Origin of the sequence: Prevotella sp. P3-92, assembly GCF_002251205.1 — a bacterium.
Taxonomy (GTDB): domain Bacteria; phylum Bacteroidota; class Bacteroidia; order Bacteroidales; family Bacteroidaceae; genus Prevotella.
On sequence record NZ_NPJE01000016.1, the window covers coordinates 113,849 to 135,690 of the forward strand.

A 21,842-nucleotide genomic window follows, 5' to 3' on the forward strand; every position below is an offset into this window, starting at 1 on the left:
AATGGGAAAACTCATCGTTTCATTATCGCCCCATGCTCATGGAACTGATACCGTCGAGCGCAACATGTATGGCGTCATCATCGCCCTGTTGCCTGCTTTGGTGGCTTCGTTTTGGTTCTTCGGCATAGGATCTGTCATCGTGACTGCAACAAGTGTTGCAGCATGTGTACTCTTCGAGTGGGCCATCAACAAATACATGCTCCGTAATGAGCGCACCACCGTATGCGACGGTTCTGCCGTGCTCACCGGATTGCTCCTTGCCTTTAACCTTCCGTCCAACCTTCCGTTGTGGATCATCATTATCGGTGCCCTTTTCGCCATCGGTTTTGCAAAAATGCCATTCGGAGGACTGGGTAACAATCTGTTCAATCCTGCACTCGTAGGACGTGCAGCCCTGTTGGTAGCTTTCCCTGCGCAGATGACCACATGGCCTAAGGTAGGACAGACCTTTGCCTATCTCGATGCAGAGACCGGCGCCACACCGCTGTCTATCATGAAACAGGCTATCAAGAGTGGTGATGCTTCTGTGCTCGACCGTCTGCCAGACTCCTTGTCGCTCTTCCTCGGCAATCATCCTGACGGAGCAGGTGCCATGGGTGAAATCTGTGCCCTTGCCCTGCTGCTCGGACTTGCTTATATGCTGTGGAAGAAAATCATCACTTGGCACATTCCCGTGAGCATTATCGTCACGGTATTTGTTCTTGCCGGATTGATGCACGTGGTTAATCCTGTCTATGCCGATCCCGTTTCAGTAGTACTCAGTGGCGGTCTGATGCTTGGTGCCATCTTCATGGCTACCGACTATGTGACTTCGCCGATGACTCATCGCGGACAACTCATCTACGGTGTGGCAATCGGTGCACTAACCGTCATCATCCGTAACTGGGGCGCCTATCCTGAAGGTATGTCGTTTGCCATTCTTATCATGAATGCCTTCACACCCCTCATCAACAATTATGTTAAACCTAAACGTTTCGGGGAGGTAGCCAAATGAAGAAATTAGAATCATCATTGCTCAATATGACCCTCGTGCTCACAGCCGTTACGGTCATCATGGGAGGCATTCTCGCTGCTGTCAACGACATCACGAGTAAACCCATAGCACAACAGAAAGAGAAAGCCCTCGCTGACGGTATCAAGGCGGTCATGGGAATAGACAATTTTGTCGTTGCTGAAACCGATACCTTGTCTCAGACTGATAGCAAGGGAAAGGAACAGCTATTTGTTATTTACACTATTGAAAACAACGGTCAACCCTATGGCGCTGCCGTAGAGAGTACTACAGGTGGCTTCGGTGGCGACCTCAAGGTACTGGTAGGCTTTGACGAGGCTGGCACTATCTTGGGCTATACACTCTTGGAACACGCTGAAACCCCAGGACTGGGCGCCAAGGCCGATAAGTGGTTCCAGAAGGGCGAAAAGGGTAACATCATTGGTAAGAACCCTATCACCCCGCTCACCGTATCGAAGGATGGTGGTGATGTGGATGCGATTACAGCTTCTACCATCACAAGTCGTGCCTTCCTCAAGGCTGTCAACAATGCCTATTCCGCTTATATGCAGAACAGTAAGAACATCCAGAATGGAGCCTCTGCCGATGCGCAGACCGGAGCCACTCAACAAACCAATGAAAAGTAATACGTTATGAGTTATCTGAGTATAATAAAAAATGGAATCGTGAAGGAAAACCCAACCTTCGTCTTGATGTTGGGTATGTGTCCTACACTCGCCACGACCACTTCCGCTATCAACGGTATGTCAATGGGACTGGCAACCATGGCGGTGCTCATCTGCACCAATTTTGTGATCAGTTGCATCAAGAAAGTCACCCCCGACATGGTGCGCATCCCTGTTTTCATTGTAGTGATTGCAGCGTTTGTTACCATTCTCCAGATGATTATCAAGGCCTATCTGCCTGAAATCGACGCCTCTCTCGGACTCTTCATTCCCTTGATTGTCGTCAACTGTATCATCCTCGGTAGAGCGGAAGCCTTTGCTGCAAAGAACTCGCCCGTAGCGTCGCTTTTTGATGGTATCGGCATCGGACTGGGCTTCACCATCGGTCTGACACTGCTTGGCGTTTGCCGTGAACTGTTAGGCTCTGGTTCCGTATTTGGTCTGCAACTCTTGCCCGAGACCTACAATATCCTACTTTTCGTATTGCCTCCAGGAGCCTTCATCACTCTCGGTTTCCTTGTGGCTATTGTAAACAAACTAAAGAAGGCATAATGTTATGGAATATATATTGATATTTATCTCCGCCATTTTTGTGAACAACATCGTGTTGTCACAGTTTCTCGGCATCTGTCCGTTTCTTGGCGTTTCAAAGAAAGTAGATACCTCGCTCGGCATGTCTGCCGCAGTAGCCTTTGTGCTGACTCTCGCCACCATCGTTACTTGGCTTGTACAGCATTATGTGCTCGACGTCTTCGGTTTGGCTTATCTTCAGACCATAGCCTTCATCCTCGTCATTGCCGCTCTGGTGCAGATGGTGGAGATTATTCTCAAGAAGGTGTCGCCAGCGCTCTATCAGGCATTAGGTATTTTCCTGCCTCTTATCACCACCAACTGTGCAGTACTTGGTGTGGCAATCCTCGTCATTCAGAAAGACTTCTCATTGCTCCAGTCGGTAGTCTATGCGTTCTCTACAGCCCTCGGTTTTGGCTTGGCATTGACCGTGTTTGCCGGAATGCGCGAGCAGATGGAACTCTCATCCATCCCCAAGGGTATGCGTGGCATGGCTATCGTCATGTTGTCAGCAGGTCTGTTGAGTCTTGCCTTCATGGGCTTCTCTGGAGTTGACGGCGGCTTGCGACTGTTGTTCGGTCTCGACTGATTTATCAGATTTTCATTATACTGGGAGGTGTGTCAAAGTCATTGTCACGCCTCCATTTTTTTCGCACCTTTTCATTCCTACATCGTTGGCCTTTCACCTTTTCAGTTCCCATGTTCCTCCCATTTTGTCCCATCGTCGCCCGCCTGATTCTGGGATTTAATGCGGATTCACTGGTGACTTACTGAGGAGTTGCCCACGTCTGTGTGCGGACGGAATGTTCAGTGCGATGAGTGATTCTCTCTTGAATCGCAGTGCAAAGATAGTGCAAACCGAGTGGAATGTAAAAGAGAAACTCGTTTTTCTTTTCATTTCCGAGGTGCCGCCTATCTTGGACGCCAGTGCAAAGGTACAAAGAAAAGCAATAGGTTCACCCATTTTTCGCCACTTGTGATAGAAATGTCCGTCACCTTGTTACATTTCGCTGTGTATCAATGCGCTACAAAGCCTAATTTTGGAGTGTAAATCTTGGTAGTTATTGTATGTTGCTGAATATAAGGAAGTTTGGTGGAGTGCTATACTTTTATTGGGCTTGAACCTGTGGTAAGATCATGGGTATGATGTTAGGCGCTGTATCCATAAAAAGAGAAGATATTTTTTTTTGCACCTTTAAAAATGTCGCATTACAGTATTACAGTTTTTGAAAAGCTAATTTTATTGTTCTAATTAGGCAAATCTTCCCAAAGATATTCATGGTTTTGTTCTTATAAAACTAAGGTAAGGGAGTTCTGCGAAATGTAATGTAATGAAAAGAGAAATATAAAATGGTAAATATATTATACATGCAAAAGTATATTTGTGAGGCGTATGTGATTAAAAAAACGAAGGACGAAATCCATATCAATTTCATCCTTCGTTTCTCACCATGCCCCAAACTCTAACGAGTTTAACTTCGTTCCTTACGTTCGGAAGTTTCGGGTTTTAGTTTGGTTGTGTAATCATTTCATGAATACGAGATAGACTGCGGCTATGAGACAGAGGAAAGCCAGACAATGGTTCCAGTGGAGCTCTTGTCCTTGAAACATCACATTGGCAATCACAGCGAAGACAATCAGCGAGATACACTCTTGGATGACCTTCAACTGTACCAGCGAGAATGGCCCACCGTTACCCTCGAAACCAATGCGGTTGGCAGGTACCTGACAGCAATACTCGAAGAAGGCTATGACCCAAGAAAAAGCAATGACCCCGATGAGAGGCCAATTGCTACTTGTTCCAGTCTGCTGTAATCGCAGATGTCCATACCATGCGAAGGTCATGAAGATGTTGCTTAACAGCAACAGACATACGGTATATATTCCGTTCATTCGATTACTGCTTTTTCAGATATTCGTCCATGTGGGCTGCTGCACGACGTCCGTCACCCATGGCGAGGATGACTGTTGCGCCACCGCGCACGATGTCACCACCTGCGAAGATTTCCTCACGGGCAGACTGCATACCTTCATTGACAACGATCGTGTTCTTACGACCGAGTTCCAGTCCGGCAATGGATTTGGGAACCAATGGATTGGGAGATACACCTACTGCTACAATGACCTGATCGACATCAAGGGTGACAGTCTTTCCTTCTACAGCAACAGGAGAGCGGCGTCCTGAAGCATCTGGTTCGCCCAACTCCATCACTTGAAGAACGGCAGCCTTGACGGCTCCCTTGTCATCGGTCAGATACTCAATAGGATTGTGGAGGGTCAGGAAGTTGATACCTTCCTCCTTGGCGTGCTTCACCTCTTCCAGACGGGCAGGCATTTCCTGTTCGCTGCGGCGATAGACGAGGGTTACGTTTCCTCCCAGTCGTTTAGCGGTTCGGCAAGAGTCCATGGCGGTGTTTCCTCCACCTACCACCAATACATTCTTACCGAAGTTGATGGGAGTGTCAGTATTGGGGTTTGCAGCATCCATGAGGTTGACACGAGTCAGGTATTCGTTGCTCGACATGATGTTGATAGCGTTTTCTCCAGGAATGCCCATGAAGTTAGGCAGTCCAGCGCCCGATCCCACGAAGATTCCCTTGAAGCCCTCTGCTTCAAGTTGTTCTACGCTGATTGTCTTTCCCACGATGACGTCGGTCTGGAAATTGACGCCCATCTTCGAGAGGTTTTCTATCTCTACATCAACGATGCGGTTGGGGAGTCGGAATTCGGGAATACCATATTTGAGTACACCGCCAATCTCGTGTAGCGCCTCAAAGACATGGACCTCATAGCCTTTCTTAACCATATCGCCAGCAAAGGAGAGTCCGGCAGGACCTGATCCTACTACGGCAATCTTTATGCCGTTGGCGGGAGCAATTTCAGGAAGACTGCTATTGCCGCTCTCGCGCTCATAATCGGCCGCGAAGCGCTCCAGATAGCCGATGGCTACTGCAGGTTCGTTCATCTTCAGGTGGATACATTTGCTCTCACACTGTTTCTCCTGTGGACATACACGTCCGCAGACAGCAGGTAGGGCAGAGGTGTTTTTCAGCACCTTTGCAGCTGCAAGGAACTGTCCGCGCTCTATATTTTTAATGAACGAAGGGATGTTGATGTTTACAGGACAGCCTTCCACACAGGTGGGTTTTGCGCAGTCCAGACAGCGTTTGGCCTCGGTCATCGCCATGGTCTTGGTGAGGCCGATGTTGACCTCTTCGGTACGTGTTGTTGCACGATAGACAGGGTCGAGTTCTGGCATCTTCACGCGCTCAATCTGAGTACGCTCTTTGGGTTTCATGCTCTTGCGGAGTTCATCTCGCCATGGTGCATTGCGGTCGATAAGCACTTCCATGGGTTCGTCGGTAGGCTCTACGTCCATCTCCACGTCGGTGTTTTTCTTCTGCTTGTCGCATTTCTTGCATGCGTTGAGGTGTTCTTCAAAGTGTTGCAGCTCTTCCTGCTCAGCCTCTTTGAAAGTACCCATGCGCTTGAACATCTCATCCCAATCAACGAGTGCACCGTCAAATTCAGGTCCGTCGATGCAGACAAACTTGGTTTTACCACCGATGCTCAGGCGACAGGCACCACACATACCTGTACCATCCACCATGATGGTATTGAGTGACACCTCGCAAGGAATATTGTGCTTCTGTGCGGTGAGGTTTGAGAATTTCATCATGATAGGAGGTCCGATGGCAAACACCTTATCGATGTGTTCCTGTTCTACGAATTTCTCAATACCAATGGTCACCACGCCTTTCTCGCCATAGCTGCCATCGTCGGTCATGATGATCACTTCGTCGCTGCTTTCACGCACTTTGTCTTCCAGAATGATGAGGTCTTTAGAGCGGCCTGCCATGACTGACAATACGCGGTTTCCGGCAGCTTTGAGTGCCTGGATGATGGGCAGCATAGGAGCCACACCGAGTCCACCTCCAGCACAGACGACGGTGCCGTAGTTTTCGATGCGTGTGGGGTTGCCCAGTGGTCCTACCACGTCGGTAATATAGTCACCCTCATTGAGCATGCAAAGCTTTTTTGATGATAGACCTACTTGCTGTACGACGAGTGTGATGGTGCCTTTGGCAATGTCGGCACCGGCAATGGTCAACGGCATGCGCTCACCATTCTCACCGATACGCACGATGACAAAGTTGCCAGCCTTACGGCTTTTGGCAATCAGGGGAGCTTCTATCTCGAAGAGAAATACCTTCTCAGAGAATTGCTCTTTCCTTACGATTTTGTTCATGATGTTGGCTTGTATTGTTTTTGTTTAGTATGAGGCTTCTGTTTAGTCGATGATGTCGAAGCCAGTGTATGGTACGAGTGCCTTTGGAATGACAATGCCCTTCTCAGTCTGATTGTTTTCGAGAATGGCAGCCACGATACGTGGGAGTGCGAGAGCCGAACCGTTGAGAGTGTGGCAGAGCTCGATCTTCTTGTTGTCGGCACGACGATAGCGGCATTTCAGACGGTTGGCCTGATAGGTATCGAAATTGGAAACTGACGATACTTCGAGCCAGCGCCCCTGTGCTTCAGAATAAACCTCGAAATCATAGCAGATGGAAGAGGTGAATGACTGGTCGCCTCCGCAGAGCAAGAGGATGCGGTAGGGGAGTTCGAGTTTTTTGAGCAGTCCCTCTACGTGATCGAGCATTTCCTTATGACTCTGTTTTGAGTGTTCGGGCTTGTCGATGCGTACGAGTTCAATTTTTGAGAACTCATGCAGTCTGTTCAGTCCACGCACGTCTTTACCATATGATCCAGCCTCGCGACGGAAGCACTCAGTGTAGGCACAGTTTTTGATAGGAAGTTGCGACTCGTCGAGAATGACATCACGGTAGATATTGGTCACGGGCACTTCGGCAGTAGGGATGAGATAGAAATCATCTACCTCGCAGTGGTACATCTGTCCCTCTTTGTCGGGCAGCTGTCCAGTTCCGTATCCAGAAGCAGCGTTGACCACGGTAGGTGGCATGACTTCGGTGTATCCGCTCTTGCGTGCCTCGTCAAGGAAGAAGTTGATGAGGGCGCGCTGCAGGCGTGCACCTTTACCAATATAAACGGGAAATCCGGCACCGGTAATCTTCACACCGAGGTCAAAGTCGATGAGGTTGTATTTTTTGGCAAGTTCCCAGTGGGGCACTTTTGCTTCATCGTTTTTGGGGTTGGCAGTCCATGTTCCCACGGTATCTGTTCCGTCGCATTCCTTCTGATTGCTCTTTACCACATGGTTGTCTTCTGCGCCTTTTCCTTCGGGCACTTCATCGTAAGGGATGTTTGGTATCTGACAGAGCAGTTTTACCAGGGTTTCCTGTGCTTCACCCATCTGCTGTTCCAGTTGTTTAGAGGACTCTTTCATGGCAGCCACTTCTTTCTTGATAGCTTCCGCCTCTTCGCGTTTTCCTTCCTTCATCAGTTTGCCAATCTGTCCAGCCTGCTGTTTCTGTTCGCTTAGATTTTTGTCCAACTGCTGCTGGGTCTCACGGCGTTTCTTGTCCACGGCCAATACTTCTTCGATGGCCTCGCGTGCACCTTTGAACTGTTTCTTCTCCAGTCCGCTGATGACGTGTTCTGTTTCCTCGTTGATGAGTTTAAGTGTAAGCATAATTATGTGTGTTTATGAATTTTTTTCTTTTTTTTGCTATGCAAAGGTAACAAAAAGTTGCGAATTGGCGAAATGATTCCACCTATTTATTTACGCATTATTTACGCGTTGCATGATGATGGAAGCCCATTTGTCGCGGTTTTTCGCACCTGTCAATGTAAGCCCGAGTTCCTTTCCACGTGCTTCAAGCAACGGAATATCTTCGGTATAGAATCCGCTGAGAATGAGTTTAGCATCTTGCTTCATGATTTGACAAAAGCGAGGCATGTCGTTGAGTAGGATGTTGCGGTTGATATTGGCAAGTACCAAATCGTAGTCGGCAGTTTTGGAATCGAGTAGGGAGGCATCGCCACAGTAAACAGACAATTGACTGTCAACACGGTTGATAACGGCATTGTGGCAAGTGTTGTCGCTACTCCATTCATCTATGTCGTAGGCAGTTACATGGTTTGCTTTGAGTTTTAGTGCAACAATGCCGAGAATGCCCGTTCCGCATCCCGCATCCATGACGCGTAAGTCTTTCATGGGCATATCGAGCATCCATTCGCAAATCATCTGGGTAGTCTCGTGGGTGCCCGTGCCGAATGCCAGTCGTGCATCTATTTCCACACTGATGTCGGCAGGTTGGGTTGGCAGGTGTCGCCCATCGTGAATCGCCAGTCTGTTGTTGCCTACGATGATAGGTTCGAAGCCTTCCTGTTCCCATTGCTCGTTCCAGTCTTTGTCTTCTGCCTCGCTTATTGTGTAAATTATATTGGTTCCCATTATAGGGAAGTTGTTTACTATATCTTCGAGTGCTTGTCTATCGAGTAATGGTTGCTGTACGTAGCCCCGTATGCCGTGTTGCGTTTCTTCGAAGGATTCAAATCCTGCGTCGGCAGTAAGTGCTGCCAAAATGTCGCAAGCGTCTTGCGAGAGAGGCGATAATTGGAAATCTACTTCAAAATACTTCATCTTATTGCTTTATTTTTGTGCAAAATTACAAAAAATAGGGAAAAACCTACCCCTTCTTAGGGAAAATCCCTAAATTTGCATGATATTTGATAATAAATTTGCAATGTGAAATTATAAAAATGCAATGAGATATGAAGAAGATTATCTTAATGACAACGATTTTGGTGAGTCTCCCGATGCTCTCTATGGCACAGGATGACGATATGTATTTCGTTCCCACCAAGGAATCGAAAGCCAAAGAACTCAAATCCTACGGAATGCCCGCAGACACCTATTATACTGGTAGTAAGAAATCATCGCGCGAGTACAATCGTCGTGCATGGTCTTCTGTTGCTCCCATTGATTCGGCAGGCAATGATATTATCAATTTCTCAGCCACAGAGGGTGTCTATCCTGATTCCGCATATTCAGAAGCCGACGACTACGCTTGTACGCGTAAGATGAGTCGTTTTGACGGTTATACGCCCAGTGAAGCCTATTGGGAAGGTTACCGCGACGGAAGATGGACAGGTGTGCGTCCGGGATGGTACGATGCTTGGTACGGTTCGTGGTACAGTCCTTGGCGTTCGTCATGGTACGACCCATGGTATGATCCCTGGTACTATAGTTCTTATTGGGGATGGTATTCACCTTATTATTATTCCACTTGGTACAGTCCTTGGCATTACGGCTATTACTGGGATCGTCCCTATTGGGGTTGGGGAGGAGGAGTCTATATCTCAGGTCCTGTGCATGCTGGCAGATCGTGGAGTCGCTCAGGCTATTCACATCATAAATACGCAGGCAACACCGACAGTAATGCCAACCGCCGTGGAGGTAGTCTGGCAGGCTATCGTGGTCAGCGTAATAGTAACATAGACTACGGCACCCGCGGTCAGCGTAACAATGCACGCGATTTGGGCGGTTATCGTTCACGCTCTTACAACAGTAACAGCAACAGTTCCTACAGCCGTCCGTCTTACAGCAATGGCGGTTCGTCGTTTGGCGGAAGCAGCCGTTCTGGTGGTGGACGCTCAGTAGGAGGCGGTCATAACTATGGCGGACGCCGCTGATGCGTCATCGCTATTTGGTGAGAGATACAAATATTTTATCAACGAAAACAAAATACGACTATGAATATAAAAGCAATTACCGCTGTCATGCTGGCTTCTGCCGCAGCAGTTCAGATGCAGGCACAATCTGAGGTGCCAGCCGTTGGCGACTCGTATGATGCCGCAGCATTATCTACAGAAGACCTGAATGGTACAGCCCGTTATGTGGGTATGGGTGGAGCCATGGATGCGCTTGGCGCAGATATTTCCACAATCGGCACCAATCCTGCCGGTATCGGATTGTTTCGCAAGGGACAGGTGAGCACTTCGTTTGGCTTTGTCAATTTGCAGGATGCCGCCTCGTTTGCCAATGCCAACAAGACCAATGTGTCGTTTGACCAGATTGGTGTGGTGCTCAGCACCAGAACCGGTGTGAGCAGTTTCCTCAATTTTGGTTTCAACTATCACAAAAGCCGCAATTTCAATCAGATACTCACCGCTGCAGCCAAGTTGAATGGTTCGTCGCAGAGTTTGCAGACCACGCTCAAGGACATGAACGGACTGCTCAATAAGAATTCGTTGGCTTATTCGCAGCTTGACGATATTTATCTGGGTAATTTGCTGCTCCAAGAAGATCCTGATACGCATGAAAAATATGTTGTGGGTTATGGAGGTGATATGTACGACTTCAATCGTGCTACCTCAGGCTACATAGGCAACTACGACATCAATATCAGTGGTAATATCAAAAACCGCCTCTATCTTGGTCTTACCATAGGTATTAGCGATGTGCACTATAAGGACTACAGCGAGTATTACGAGACTTTACAGCCAAACCAAGATCATATAGATGGTGTGCTCATCAGCGATCAGCACAATATTACGGGAACAGGTTTCAATATCAAGGCTGGTGCCATCTTCCGTCCCATTGAAGAGTCTCCCTTCCGCATCGGTCTCTCTGTAGCTACTCCCACCTTCTATAAGCTCACCACAGAGAACTACACCACTATTGGTTCCAATGTTGATAAGTCGGCAGCCAGTGAGGATTTCCGTTTCAATACGCCATGGAAGTTTGGCATAAGCCTCGGTCACACCATTGGTAATCAGATTGCCCTTGGAGCCGTTTACGAATATGCAGACTACGGTTCGTGTGACATGCGCACCATCGACGATGCCTATTACGACTACTACGATGGCTATCATGAGAATAGCAGTAGTGAGTTTTATATGAACCAGTTGACCAAGAAGAACCTCAAAGGTGTGAGCACTATCAAACTCGGAGGCGAGTTCCGTCCTGATAAGAGTTTCGCCATTCGTTTGGGTTATAACCACGTGACTCCGATGTTTAACAAAGGTGCTGTGCGCGACCAGACCATCGACTCTCCGGGTGTCTATTATGCTTCGACCACCGACTATACGAACTGGGGTGCTACCGACCGTATCACGGCAGGTGTAGGTTTCACCTTCGACAAGTTCCGTTTAGACTTGGCTTACCAGTATAGTCAGCGCAACGGCGATTTCTATCCCTTCATGAGTTATTATTCAGCCGATTATATTGATGCCGACAATGTGCGTCAGACCGAGGTCAATGAGTGTTCACCTGTTAGTGTGAGCGACAAGCGCCATCAGGTACTCTGCACCCTCTCATACAGTTTCTGACCAATCTTTATATTCTACATAAATTTGAGAGTTGCTCCCATCGAAAGTTAAGTTCGATGGAGAGCACTGAAAAACCTCTCAAATTCTTTTATGTCTAAAAATAATGCTCATGTGTAGGGCGCTTTGCTCGCATATGTGCATTATTTTTTGTACCTTTATAGCATATTTAGAGAGATATGCTGGCCACAACAAGAAACATTCCAGTTTACCGATTATTCCGGTCTATATGGCAAGGTCGTTCCACAGAAGCACTTGCTTCGCCAAATTAATGACCTTGTAGACTTTTCATTTGTTTACAAAGAACTTGTTTCAAGCATCTGCACAGCTTCCTCCACAGGGTTTGTCGGGAGCGTCACTATTTCTCTTCATTTCTTCAAGCAGGAATTTGGGCGTGAATCCCTTTTTGCTCTTCGCCACTTCTTCTGGTGTACCGGCAGAAAGCACCTCACCGCCTTTTCGTCCGCCCTCCGGCCCCATGTCGATGATGTAGTCCGCTTGGCGGATGACGTCGAGGTTGTGCTCTATGACGATAACGGTATTTCCACGATCTACCAGTTTCTGTAAAACATCCATAAGGATTCTGATGTCTTCAAAATGAAGTCCCGTGGTTGGCTCGTCAAGGATATAAAGGGTTTTGCCCGTATCTTTTTTCGACAGTTCTGTGGCAAGTTTTATGCGCTGGCTTTCACCTCCAGAGAGCGTTGTCGAAGGTTGTCCGAGTTTGATGTATCCCAATCCCACATCCTGTATGGTTTTGATCTTCCTCAAGATATCGGGCACATTTTCAAAGAATTCTACGGCCTGGTTGATGGTCATGTCTAAGACATCGGCAATAGATTTTCCCTTGAACCTCACTTCCAGCGTCTCCCTGTTGTATCGCTTGCCATGGCAGGTTTCACACGGTACTTGTATGTCGGGCAGAAAGTTCATTTCTATCGTTTTGTATCCGTTTCCACCACAGGTTTCACATCTTCCGCCTTTGACATTAAACGAGAAGCGTCCTGGCTTATAACCTCGAATCTGTGCTTCTGGCAGATTCACGAAGAGTGATCGTATGTCAGCAAAGACCCCCGTATATGTGGCTGGGTTTGATCGTGGAGTGCGTCCTATGGGACTCTGATCCACATTGACCACCTTGTCGATATGCTCCAGTCCTTCAATACTGTCGTAGGGCATGGGTTTTTGCAACGAACGGTAGAAATGCTGGGAGAGGATGGGGTAGAGCGTTTCGTTGATCATCGTTGATTTTCCCGAACCGCTGACTCCTGTGACGAGAATCAGGCATCCTAAAGGAAACGAAACATCGATGTTCTTGAGGTTGTTGCCTCGGCATCCTCGCAACGTCAGCAACTGGCCGTTGCCTTTTCTGTGGCGTCCTTTTTGCAACTGTTGCTCGCCTTTGAGGTATTGGGCGGTGATAGTATTGGTGTGCATCATCTCCTCAACGGTTCCCTGGAAGACCACCTCTCCGCCTTTTCTTCCTGCTTTCGGCCCAATATCCACAATATAGTCGGCATTGAGCATCATGTCGCGATCGTGCTCCACTACGATGACCGTATTGCCGAGGTCGCGTAGCTCTTTCAGCGAACGGATGAGTCTGTCGTTGTCGCGCTGGTGCAGTCCGATGCTTGGCTCGTCAAGGATATAGAGCACATTGACCAACTGTGAACCGATTTGCGTGGCAAGACGTATGCGCTGGCTTTCACCTCCCGACAGCGTTGCTGCCTGTCTGTTGAGCGACAGGTAGTCAAGACCTACTTCAAGGAGGAAATCTATTCGTGTGCGAATCTCCTTGAGTATTTCTGTGGCAATCTGCCGTTGTTGGTCGTCCATGTGGTTTCCCACCTCGTTGAGCCATTCGCGCAGTTCTACCAAGTCCATATTGGCAAGCTGCGAAATGTTTTTATCCCAGATGCGATAGGAGAGTGCTTCCTGATTGAGCTTTTGTCCTTTACATTCTGGACATACACATTCGGCAAGAAACTGGTCCGCCCATTTCTGTCCGTTGCTGCTCTCGCCATTTTCCATCACATCATGCAGATATTTCACTACACCGTCGAAATCTACGAAGTAGTCACTTGACGTATGAACCAGTTCTTTGTCGATGCGCACCGTTTCCAACGAACCGTAGAGTATTTCGTTGAGCGCATCATCGGGGATGTCCTCAATTTTTGTTTTTAGCGTACAGTCGTATTTCTTGAGGATGGCATCGATTTGCCAGAATATCATTTGGTTTTTGTATTTTCCTAATGGCACGATGGCTCCCTCGTAAATGCTCATATTGCGTTTAGGAATCACTTTACCGAGATCTATTTCATTGATGTATCCCAGCCCTTTACAGCGAGGGCACGCACCTTGCGGTGAGTTAAACGAGAAGGTGTTGGGGGCGGGGTCGCTATAGGAGATTCCCGTTGTTGGACACATCAGCCGGCGTGAGAAATATTTGACTGCTCCCGTGTCGTGATTCATGACCATCAGCAGACCGTCTCCTTGTTTCATGGCGATGCGGATGCTCTTCTTGAGTCGTTCGTCATCGTTGCCTTTGACAGCCAACCGGTCGATGACCACTTCGATATCGTGGTTTTTATAGCGGTCCACCTTCATGCCCCGTGTGATTTCTTTCACTTCGCCATCCACTCTGATATGGAGATAGCCCTTTCGCCGCATACTTTCAAAGAGTTCGCGGTAGTGCCCCTTTCTGCCTCTTACCACAGGAGCCATGATGAGGATTTTGCAGCCGCTATAGTCTGCTGCCACCATGTCGATGACCTTCTCTTCTGTGTATTTCACCATCTCCTCGCCAGTTGCGTAACTGTAGGCTTTGCCTGCTCTGGCGAAGAGCAGACGCAGGTAGTCGTAGATTTCAGTCGTTGTACCTACGGTAGAACGGGGATTCTTGTTGGTAGTCTTTTGTTCAATGCTGATAACGGGCGACAGACCTGTTATCTTATCCACGTCAGGTCGCTCCATGCCTCCCAGGAAGTTACGGGCATAGGCAGAGAAGGTTTCAATATAGCGGCGTTGTCCTTCGGCAAAGATGGTGTCGAAGGCCAATGACGATTTACCCGATCCGCTCAGTCCGGTGATCACGGTTAGGGAGTGGCGTGGAATCTCCACGTCTATGTTTTTTAAGTTATGGACGCGAGCGCCCCATACGTTGATTTTTTCGTCGTTGTTCATCTCATTTCAGTTGATTCGTTGAATTGTCGCAGCAAGGTCACGGCTTTCTTGATGTCGTAGTCGCGACCGTCGCCGCCTTTGGCCACCACACGCACAAAATAGACTCCGTCTTTCGCGGGATGTCCTCCGCTGCTACCGTCCCATCCTCCTGCTATCTCGCTCCATTCGTAGAGGCGTTGCCCTTTCCGATTGAAAATGGTGGCACGAAACGAAACGATGTTTTCATAGTTCGACTTCGCCTGATAGATGTCGTTGATGCCGTCACCGTTTGGCGAGAAGGCATTGGGCATTTCCAAGCGGCTCTCCGTTGTTTCGCTGTTGTCCGTTTGTGCACAGACGGGCAGTGAGAGAAGGAGAAAAAGTGACGTTGTCAGTGCTATTTTGAGTGTCATATACTAATATTTTTGCAAATTTACGGAAAAATGTAGATTTACCGCATCTTTTTTTGTAATTTTGTAGGCGAAAGACTAAAATATGATGGAAATGAAGAACGGAATATTACGTCAACTCCTCTTTCTTGGCCTCTTTGCCTTCATGGCAGAGACAGCCTGTGCGCAGCATAATTCTTACCGCGAGCTCCATAAAGTGAAGCGTAAGGAAACCATTTTTGGTATTGCCAAAGACAATGGGCTCACCATTGAGGAACTCATCAAGGCAAACCCGGAGATGAATACGCCAGGCTATGAATTGAAGAAAGGCGAATATATCAAAATCCCCTGGCCGTCTAATCATCCCTCGGCAGGAAATTCAGCAGGGGCAACATCAGAAATCAAGATGCCCGCTAAGCCGCAAGTACAAGACTGTGACATGACGCAGCGTGAAATACGCATCGGCATCATGTTACCCTTGCACGATATTAACGGTGACGGCAAGCGCATGACAGAATATTATAGAGGTGTACTCATGGCTTGCGATAGTTTGAGAGCCAACGGTATCTCTACCGATGTGAGAGCATGGAATGTGGCTGAAGATTCAGACATCAACAAGTTCTTGCAGGATCCCCATGCTGCCGACCGCGATTTGATTATCGGTCCGCTCTATTCTAAAATGGTGAAGCCCATGAGTGATTTCGTGAAGAAGAATGATATCCGCCTGTTGATACCGTTCTCTATCAATGCGCCGGAACTCACTACCAACAGAAATATCTATCAGGTGTTTCAGTCGCAGGATTTGCAGAATGATTCCTATATCACTCATTTCCTGCAACGCTTCTCCGACTGCCATACCGTCATCATTGATTGCAACGATACCACCAGTAAGAAAGGTAATTTCACCTTCCCCCTTCGTCGTCGTCTCGAAGCCAAGCACATGACCTATAATGTGACCAATCTGAAATCGGGCGAAGAAATGTTTCGTAAATCGTTCAGCATGACCAAGCGTAATGTTGTTGTTCTGAACACGGGGCGTTCTCCACAGCTCGGTGTGGCTCTGGCACGCCTCAGCGGACTCAAGACCATATACCCGGAAATGCAGATCACGCTCTTTGGCTATACCGAATGGATGCTCTACACCCGTCATCAACTCGATAATTTCTACCGTTTCGACACCTATATCCCGGCAACGTTCTATATGAATCCCCTGTCGTCGAAGACCGATAGAATCAATCTCAAATACCGGTGGAATTTCCATGCCGATATGATGAACGCCCTTCCTCGGTTTGCCATTACGGGTTTCGACCACGCCTATTTCTTCATCAAGGGACTCCATCTCTACGGTAAGAAGTTTACCGGAGCATCGGGCATGGTAGGCTACACGCCTATTCAGACACCACTTCATTTCGAGCGTCTTGGAAACGGCGGACTGCAAAACAAGAGTACACTCTTTGTACACTTCACCACAGGACGTAAAACTGAAATCATCAAGTTCTAACACCATAGGAAGGACATGAAAAAACAGAAACTGACAATAAGCGCCACGCAGAAGTGCCGATACATACTCATACTCACAGGACTGGTCATCGCCACAAGACTGTCAGCACAGGTAGGCGACTATCGTAACGAGTTTGCCATCGGTGTAAACGGTGGCATGATGATGAGTAGCGTAGGCTTCTCACCTCGCGTTCCGCAGAAACAGCTCGCTGGTTTAAGCGGCGGTATCACCCTGCGTTACACGTGCGAGAAATATTTCAAAAGCATCTGTGCCGTTGTAGCAGAAGTCAACTACGTACAAACAGGATGGAAAGAAGATATCCTCGATGTCAACGACAACCCCTGCTTCTATGCTGACGATCCCGACCATCCGCTCTACTATGAGCGCAAGATGAACTATGTGCAGATTCCTGTCATGGCACGACTGGGGTGGGGACGTGAGCGCAACGGACTGCAAGGCTTTTTCCAGTTAGGTCCGCAGGTGGGTTTCTTCCTCAACGAGAAGACCAATACCAATCTTGTGAAAGGATACGAACCGACAGAACAGCGTGCTTCCTACATCACAGCACAAGACACGATGGCGGTGGAGAATAAGTTCGACTACGGTATCGCCGTAGGAGCCGGAATGGAATATTCACACCCCAAACTGGGACACTTCCTGCTCGAAGGCCGCTATTACTATGGACTCGGCAATATCTTTGGGAATACCAAGAGTGATTATTTCGGTAAATCCAATTTCGGACAGATCGTCGTCAAGTTAACCTATCTTTTCGACGTGTTTAAAACCAACAACTCTAAAATCAAATAAATATTTCTATGTTTAAAAACCATCCAAAAGGTCTGCTACTTGCAGCACTCAGCAACATGGGTGAGCGCTTCGGCTATTACATTATGAATGCCGTGCTCGTGCTCTTCCTCTGCTCTAAATTCGGCTTGTCTGACGAAACAAGCGGTGTGATTTACTCTTTCTTCTATGCCGGCATCTATGTGCTAAGCCTAGTGGGCGGTATCATTGCTGACCGTACACAAAACTACAAAGGCACCATCATGACTGGTCTTGTGGTGATGGCTCTGGGCTACGTCATCCTGTCTGTGCCTGTTATGGCAACCAGCAATAATGTGTCGTGGCTGCTGCCCCTGACCTGTTTGGCACTGTTCTTCATTGCCTTCGGTAACGGTCTGTTTAAAGGCAACCTTCAGGCGATCGTCGGTCAGATGTACGATAATTTTGAAGCAGAAGCTGCCAAAAAAGGCGAAGAAGCACTCCGCATCGCCAAAGGTCAGCGTGACTCTGGTTTCCAGATCTTCTATGTGTTCATCAACATTGGAGGACTCGTTGCACCTTTCGTAGCTCCCATGCTTCGCTCATGGTGGTTGCAGGTCAACAACCTCAGTTATGATGCTTCGCTGCCAGCCCTCTGCCACCAGTATATCAACAATGGTGCAGCGCTTTCGGCAGATGCCCTCAACAATCTGGGTGAGTTGGTGACCAAGGTGGGAGGACAGACAGGTGGAGACCTGACAGCGTTCTGCTCTCACTATCTGAACATCTTCAACACCGGTATCCACTATTCCTTCATTGCATCGGTAGTGGCCATGCTGATTTCGCTGGTCATCTTCATCTCTTCTCGTAACATCTTCCCCACACCAGGTAAGAAAGAAGCCGTTAAGACAGAGGAATATACCGAAGAGGAAAAGCGCGAAATGGCAACAGAAATCAAGCAGCGCATGTTCGCCCTCTTTGCTGTGTTGGGTATCGCCGTATTCTTCTGGTTCTCATTCCACCAGAATGGTATGTCACTCAGTCTCTTCGCACGCGACTTTGTGGTTACCGACACCATAGCTCCTGAGATTTGGCAGGCAGTAAACCCATTCTTCGTTATTGCCCTCACACCGGCCATCATGTGGATTTTCGGAAGTCTGACACGTGCCGGACGCGCCATCTCTACCCCACGTAAGATAGCCTACGGTATGGGTATTGCCGGATTGGCTTATCTCTTCCTTGCCATCTATTCTATGATGCAGGGTTATCCCTCAGCCGAGGAATTCAAAATGATGGGCGATACCGCTAAGGCTACCATGAAGGCAGGACCTTGGGTTCTCATCGTCATATATTTCTTCCTCACCGTAGCAGAACTGTTCATCTCACCACTGGGACTTTCGTTTGTTTCAAAGGTAGCCCCCAAACACCTGCAGGGTCTCTGTCAGGGCTTGTGGCTCGGTGCCACAGCCGTAGGCAACCTCCTCTTGTGGATTGGCCCGTTGATGTACAATAAGTGGCCCATATGGATGTGCTGGTCCGTATTCCTCGTGGTCTGCCTCATTTCCATGGGTGTCATGTTCGGCATGGTCAAATGGCTTGAACGCGTTACAAAATAAACGTTTTATCATCACGGCGCATCCTCATCAGGGGTGCGCCTTTTTTCCTTTTCACGCCTATGTCTATAGGAGTCCTTGTCGTTACCGTGTGGCTCACACTGGTAGAACTCAATTGCGAAAATCTCTTCGATTACGAACACGACCCAGGGAAAAACGATACCGAGTGGGTAGAAGGTGGCGTACGCCGTTGGTCGCCTCAGCGCTATTGGCTGAAACAGCGCCATATTGCCCAGGAGATCATGTCGTGCAGTAACGATACCGCATCATGGGGACTCCCTAATCTCATCGCGTTGACAGAAGTGGAAAACGACCGCGTGCTCCATGACCTCACCCGTCGGTCATTACTTCGCAATGCAGGATATCATTACCTCATGACAGAGTCCGCCGACAGTCGTGGAATTGACGTGGCACTCTTATACCAGCCATTAGTCTTCCGTCCCCTCTGTTACGATTGTCTGACAGTAGAACCCATGGAAGGCATGCGTCCCACGCGCGACATCCTCTACGTCAAGGGGAAATACATCTCTGGCGACACCCTCCATATCTTTGTTGTCCATGCCCCCAGCAAGCTGAGTGGTGCTCGCTCGTCACAGTTATGGCGACAAAGCGTATTGCAACGCATCACTACCGAGGCAACCCGCATCCAAGTGCAGTCGCCAACAGCCAAAATCATCATCACAGGCGACTTCAACGATGTTGCAGACAGTCCTGTGCTCACAGCATTAGAAGCACACGGCTACCATAATATGAGCAAGGGAGTTAAGGGCAGACATGGTGTTGCGAAAGCCTCCTACCGTTATCTTGGCCATTGGCAAGGCATCGACCACATCTTCGTCAGTCCATCGTTATTGCCCCATCTGGAATACTGTCATATCAATGACGCCCCCTTCCTTCTTGAACCAGACAAAAAGTATGGCGGTGACAAACCGTTTCGCACCTACAACGGATACCGTTTCCAAAATGGTTTCAGCGACCACCTCCCCCTTGTCGTCCGTTTCCAACTCCAACGCCATTAATGTCGCATTCCACCCGAATTTTATCACACACATTTGCACCATATCAAAATTATTTATTAATTTTGCAACATCTATTCATTAACACGAGCAGAATATGAAAAACAAATGGTTTATTTTAGTTTGTGCACTGTTGGCGATAGAAACCAGCGCCACAGCACAACTGCTGCGCACCAATGTTGCGCAGGGAGAGATTGAGGGTGTCAGCCGCAACGGCCACGCCCTGTATATGAACATTCCATACGCAGAGGCACCTATAGGCAACCTGCGCTGGAAGGCTCCCGTGCCGAAAAAACCGTGGACAGGAGTGTACAAGGCCGACAAGTGGGGCAACCGCCCCCCACAGCCAACCGACCCCAACCAGAACGGCAACGAGATTCCAATGAGTGAGGACTGCCTGTACCTGAGCGTTGAGACACCCGCAAAGTCATCTGATGAGCGCCTGCCCGTGTTTGTGATGATTCACGGCGGTGGTTTCCTCACCGGATCGTACAGCGGCACGCAGGAGAGCTTTGTCCGTGAGGGCATCGTTTATGTCAGCATTGAGTACCGCCTTGGAGCACTCGGCTTCATGAGTCATCCGGAACTCAGCAAGGAGGCAGGTGGCCTCTCCGGTAACTACGGAATACTCGACCAGATAGAAGCCCTGCGATGGGTGCACAACAACATTGCGGCCTTTGGCGGCGACCCTGAGAAGGTGACCATTGCCGGCGAGTCTGCAGGAGCTATCTCCGTGAGCATCCTCTGTGCTTCGCCGTTAACCAAGGGACTGTTCCGCGCCGCCATCTGTGAGAGCGGAAGTTCGTTCTGGCCCGTCGGTGAGAAGCGCGACGGAAATGTCGCCGTGTGTACGGTGCGTAGTGCCGAGCAGGCCGGTATCGGTTTCCAAAAGCGCCTCGGCAAGAAGAACCTCAAGCAAATGCGCAAGGTGCCGTTCCAACAGCTTGTTGACAACACCCAGCCGGATACATTCTGGCCTGTGGTTGACGGCCATGCCATCATAGACGACCAGTACAAGCTCTACGAGGCCGGACAATACAACGACGTTGACATCCTCATCGGCACCAACTCCGACGAAGGCTCCTTGTTCGCGTTCCCCATGCCCGTCGAAGCCTATCAGAAACGGGTCAAGGACATCTATGGCGACTGGGCCGACCGTCTGCTGGAGATATACCCCGCCACCAACGAACAGGAGGCCTGTTTCGCGCTGTCAGACATCTTCCGCGACGGTAGCTTTGCCTGGGGCACCTACGCCTGGGCCAATCTCCAGACCAAGACCGGTAAGGGACGTGTATATATGTACTACTTCGACCAAGACTCCGAAAACACCATTCTCCGCAGCAAAAGAGGCGGTGCCAGCCATGTTGCTGAGATGCCTTTCATCTACGGATTCAGCTTTAAGGGCGGTCGCATGACCGATACCGAGCGTCACATGCAGCAAATCATGTCGCGCTATTGGATTAACTTCACCAAGACAGGCAATCCCAACGGTGACTCGCTGCCCTATTGGACTACCTACAAACAGGACAAACCCACGGTGATGATCATCCATGAGGGTTTCCACCTCGACCGCCTGCCCAACCAGCGCCAGATGGACTTCTTTGAAGCATTTTTCAAGAGTCGCAGGAAATAGAATATGATAATATACAAAGAACCTATCAAAAAGCAAAATATGAAACATGGGGGCAGTTTTCTGTCCCCATGTTCTTTTTTTGCGAAGCAACGAAAATCCACGGATTACACTGACGACATGGATTCTAGTTAAAGATTTTTGTTTAACGTGAGTTCGACGAATTAGAATAAGGTCAATTGTCTATCAATAGTCCTTTGAACGGCAATTGTAGGTTTCTTAGGAAAGAAGCAATATGCTGCCAAAGCTCCAAGAGTATTGACAATGAAGTTG

Annotated in this window: 16 protein-coding genes and 1 pseudogene; 11 read left to right on the plus strand and 6 right to left on the minus strand. The window is 48.6% G+C overall.

Annotated features, from left to right (window positions below; genetic code table 11):
* The first annotated feature begins 1 nt into the window (after position 1).
* The 4 genes from CIK93_RS02405 to rsxA are packed head-to-tail and all read left to right on the plus strand — an operon-like array spanning position 2 to position 2,836.
* Positions 2-994, plus strand: coding sequence for an RnfABCDGE type electron transport complex subunit D (locus CIK93_RS02405; RefSeq protein ID WP_094390409.1), 993 nt, complete (start codon positions 2-4; stop codon positions 992-994).
* Positions 991-1,638, plus strand: coding sequence for an RnfABCDGE type electron transport complex subunit G (locus tag CIK93_RS02410; protein WP_094446466.1), 648 nt, complete (start codon positions 991-993; stop codon positions 1,636-1,638). The genes CIK93_RS02405 and CIK93_RS02410 overlap by 4 nt, the downstream gene beginning before the upstream one ends.
* A 6-nt stretch (positions 1,639-1,644) precedes the next feature.
* Positions 1,645-2,229 (plus strand): electron transport complex subunit RsxE, encoded by a 585-nt coding sequence (rsxE, locus tag CIK93_RS02415; RefSeq protein WP_094390411.1) that lies wholly within the window; start codon positions 1,645-1,647, stop codon positions 2,227-2,229.
* A 4-nt stretch (positions 2,230-2,233) separates the two neighbouring features.
* Positions 2,234-2,836 (plus strand): electron transport complex subunit RsxA, encoded by a 603-nt coding sequence (rsxA, locus tag CIK93_RS02420; protein ID WP_094390412.1) that lies wholly within the window; start codon positions 2,234-2,236, stop codon positions 2,834-2,836.
* Positions 2,837-3,771: 935 nt separating this feature from the next.
* Here the strand turns inward: rsxA and CIK93_RS02425 are convergent.
* The 4 genes from CIK93_RS02425 to prmA form a co-directional block, all read right to left on the minus strand.
* Positions 3,772-4,140 carry a DMT family protein gene (locus CIK93_RS02425; protein WP_094390414.1) on the minus strand — a complete coding sequence of 123 codons (369 nt, stop codon included), beginning with the start codon at positions 4,138-4,140 and terminating at the stop codon, positions 3,772-3,774.
* Between the two features lie 4 nt (positions 4,141-4,144).
* Positions 4,145-6,496: a bifunctional dihydroorotate dehydrogenase B NAD binding subunit/NADPH-dependent glutamate synthase gene (locus CIK93_RS02430; RefSeq protein ID WP_094433996.1), complete on the minus strand. Its 2,352-nt coding sequence runs from the start codon at positions 6,494-6,496 to the stop codon at positions 4,145-4,147.
* Between the two features lie 42 nt (positions 6,497-6,538).
* Complete coding sequence (gene serS / locus CIK93_RS02435) at positions 6,539-7,855, minus strand: serine--tRNA ligase (protein WP_094439641.1); 1,317 nt, start codon at positions 7,853-7,855, stop codon at positions 6,539-6,541.
* Positions 7,856-7,945: 90 nt separating this feature from the next.
* On the minus strand, positions 7,946-8,809 hold the full coding sequence (gene prmA, locus CIK93_RS02440) for a 50S ribosomal protein L11 methyltransferase (RefSeq protein ID WP_094446467.1): 864 nt from the start codon (positions 8,807-8,809) through the stop codon (positions 7,946-7,948).
* 131 nt (positions 8,810-8,940) lie between these two features.
* Here prmA and CIK93_RS02445 point away from each other — a divergent pair, with 131 nt between their 5' ends.
* The gene (locus CIK93_RS02445) at positions 8,941-9,861 is read left to right on the plus strand and encodes a hypothetical protein (RefSeq protein ID WP_254046714.1); all 921 of its coding nucleotides are present in this window, start codon (positions 8,941-8,943) and stop codon (positions 9,859-9,861) included.
* A 60-nt stretch (positions 9,862-9,921) separates the two neighbouring features.
* The gene (locus tag CIK93_RS02450) at positions 9,922-11,499 is read left to right on the plus strand and encodes an OmpP1/FadL family transporter (RefSeq protein ID WP_094446468.1); all 1,578 of its coding nucleotides are present in this window, start codon (positions 9,922-9,924) and stop codon (positions 11,497-11,499) included.
* A gap of 309 nt (positions 11,500-11,808) precedes the next feature.
* On the opposite strand, the gene uvrA is transcribed toward CIK93_RS02450, so the two are convergent.
* Complete coding sequence (uvrA, locus tag CIK93_RS02455; protein WP_094390419.1) at positions 11,809-14,679, minus strand: excinuclease ABC subunit UvrA; 2,871 nt, start codon at positions 14,677-14,679, stop codon at positions 11,809-11,811.
* A pseudogene (locus tag CIK93_RS02460) lies at positions 14,676-14,987 on the minus strand (gliding motility-associated C-terminal domain-containing protein); the annotation flags it as partial. The gene uvrA and the pseudogene CIK93_RS02460, both read right to left, overlap by 4 nt.
* 166 nt (positions 14,988-15,153) lie before the next feature.
* Between CIK93_RS02460 and CIK93_RS02465 the strand changes: the two are divergent.
* From CIK93_RS02465 to CIK93_RS02485, 5 genes are all read left to right on the plus strand, one after another.
* Positions 15,154-16,548, plus strand: coding sequence for a LysM peptidoglycan-binding domain-containing protein (locus tag CIK93_RS02465; protein WP_371327171.1), 1,395 nt, complete (start codon positions 15,154-15,156; stop codon positions 16,546-16,548).
* Positions 16,549-16,563: 15 nt separating this feature from the next.
* Positions 16,564-17,355 (plus strand): porin family protein, encoded by a 792-nt coding sequence (locus CIK93_RS02470; RefSeq protein ID WP_094390421.1) that lies wholly within the window; start codon positions 16,564-16,566, stop codon positions 17,353-17,355.
* 8 nt (positions 17,356-17,363) lie between these two features.
* Positions 17,364-18,926 (plus strand): peptide MFS transporter, encoded by a 1,563-nt coding sequence (locus tag CIK93_RS02475; RefSeq protein WP_094446470.1) that lies wholly within the window; start codon positions 17,364-17,366, stop codon positions 18,924-18,926.
* Positions 18,927-18,985: 59 nt separating this feature from the next.
* Positions 18,986-19,942: an endonuclease/exonuclease/phosphatase family protein gene (locus CIK93_RS02480; RefSeq protein ID WP_094446471.1), complete on the plus strand. Its 957-nt coding sequence runs from the start codon at positions 18,986-18,988 to the stop codon at positions 19,940-19,942.
* Positions 19,943-20,036: 94 nt separating this feature from the next.
* Positions 20,037-21,572, plus strand: coding sequence for a carboxylesterase/lipase family protein (locus tag CIK93_RS02485; protein WP_094446472.1), 1,536 nt, complete (start codon positions 20,037-20,039; stop codon positions 21,570-21,572).
* Positions 21,573-21,842 lie beyond the last annotated feature (270 nt).

Coding starts and splice junctions, on each gene's coding strand:
- CIK93_RS02405 (WP_094390409.1), top strand. CDS start 2: ATGGGAAAACTCATCGTTTCATTATCGCCCCATGCTCATGGAACTGAT.
- CIK93_RS02410 (WP_094446466.1), top strand. CDS start 991: ATGAAGAAATTAGAATCATCATTGCTCAATATGACCCTCGTGCTCACA.
- rsxE (WP_094390411.1), top strand. CDS start 1,645: ATGAGTTATCTGAGTATAATAAAAAATGGAATCGTGAAGGAAAACCCA.
- rsxA (WP_094390412.1), top strand. CDS start 2,234: ATGGAATATATATTGATATTTATCTCCGCCATTTTTGTGAACAACATC.
- CIK93_RS02425 (WP_094390414.1), bottom strand. CDS start 4,140: ATGAACGGAATATATACCGTATGTCTGTTGCTGTTAAGCAACATCTTC.
- CIK93_RS02430 (WP_094433996.1), bottom strand. CDS start 6,496: ATGAACAAAATCGTAAGGAAAGAGCAATTCTCTGAGAAGGTATTTCTC.
- serS (WP_094439641.1), bottom strand. CDS start 7,855: ATGCTTACACTTAAACTCATCAACGAGGAAACAGAACACGTCATCAGC.
- prmA (WP_094446467.1), bottom strand. CDS start 8,809: ATGAAGTATTTTGAAGTAGATTTCCAATTATCGCCTCTCTCGCAAGAC.
- CIK93_RS02445 (WP_254046714.1), top strand. CDS start 8,941: ATGAAGAAGATTATCTTAATGACAACGATTTTGGTGAGTCTCCCGATG.
- CIK93_RS02450 (WP_094446468.1), top strand. CDS start 9,922: ATGAATATAAAAGCAATTACCGCTGTCATGCTGGCTTCTGCCGCAGCA.
- uvrA (WP_094390419.1), bottom strand. CDS start 14,679: ATGAACAACGACGAAAAAATCAACGTATGGGGCGCTCGCGTCCATAAC.
- CIK93_RS02465 (WP_371327171.1), top strand. CDS start 15,154: ATGATGGAAATGAAGAACGGAATATTACGTCAACTCCTCTTTCTTGGC.
- CIK93_RS02470 (WP_094390421.1), top strand. CDS start 16,564: ATGAAAAAACAGAAACTGACAATAAGCGCCACGCAGAAGTGCCGATAC.
- CIK93_RS02475 (WP_094446470.1), top strand. CDS start 17,364: ATGTTTAAAAACCATCCAAAAGGTCTGCTACTTGCAGCACTCAGCAAC.
- CIK93_RS02480 (WP_094446471.1), top strand. CDS start 18,986: ATGTCTATAGGAGTCCTTGTCGTTACCGTGTGGCTCACACTGGTAGAA.
- CIK93_RS02485 (WP_094446472.1), top strand. CDS start 20,037: ATGAAAAACAAATGGTTTATTTTAGTTTGTGCACTGTTGGCGATAGAA.